Source organism: Frankia sp. CoWAU3, assembly GCF_977971855.1.
The window spans coordinates 4,225-4,998 of sequence record NZ_CDWWXB010000261.1 but is presented as its reverse complement, the minus strand read 5'-3'; the positions used below and the strand labels follow the sequence as shown (position 1 = coordinate 4,998).

At 75.1% G+C, this 774-nt stretch carries 1 protein-coding gene and 1 pseudogene; both read right to left on the bottom strand.

Features of this window, described 5'->3' with window-relative positions; translation table 11 throughout:
* Positions 1 to 543, bottom strand: a 543-nt coding sequence (locus tag AC08ON_RS16765) for a ferric reductase-like transmembrane domain-containing protein (protein ID WP_476617314.1), incomplete at its 3' end; no start/stop codon positions are given.
* Positions 540 to 774 (bottom strand): annotated as a pseudogene (locus tag AC08ON_RS16760) (FAD:protein FMN transferase); the annotation flags it as partial. The gene AC08ON_RS16765 and the pseudogene AC08ON_RS16760, both read right to left, overlap by 4 nt.

The following is a 774-nucleotide window of genomic DNA, read 5'->3' as shown; positions in this document are numbered from 1 at the left end:
GTGTGGGCGGGGGAGGATCCTGAAGGAGGGGGAACAGCGCCAGGCCGCGGATCCGGCGACGGCGAGCGCGCAGGCCATCGCGACGGCTCGCAGCCACGGCGTGCCGGCGTCGGTGCCCGAGCCCAGGCCGTGCGCGAGGGCGAGTGGCCAGGCGCCGTAGGCGGCCCAGTGCACTGCCCGCCAGACGCGCACGCCGAGGCGCCGGCGGAGCAGACTGGTCACGACCACGGCGATGAGAAGGTCGGCTGCGACGGTGCCGAGCCCGACCCACAGCGGTCGGTAGCCGGCGCCGAACGGCAGGACCACATCCGCAATGCCGAGCTTCGCGTACGGGTCGAGCAGCAGCGTGCCGATGTGCATGGCGAGGAGCACGACCGCGAGCAGGCTCGCGCCGCGGTGCACGGCGCCGATCGCGAAACCGGGCAGACCCGCGAGGCCGCGACCCGAGCGGGCCACGATGCCGAGGACGACCGTCAGGGTGAGCAGCAGCAGGCACGTGGTGCCCGTGCCCCGGGCGGCGTACCAGAGGGCTTCGGTGCTCATCGGCCGGAACCTCTCGGCCGTGTCGCCGATCCAGCGGACGCGACTCGGGTTCCATCCTCGGCGGGCGGAGCCGTCTCGGCCCGGTCTACCCGGACCCCGGCTACTCCGGCTCCGGCTACTCCGGCCCCGGCCACCTTGGCCCGGCTCGGGGCGGGCCAGCCAGCGGTCGTGACGATCGAGCCGTCCGTGGCGACGAGCCGTGCCGGCATCCCGATCCGGCGCAGCCAGCCC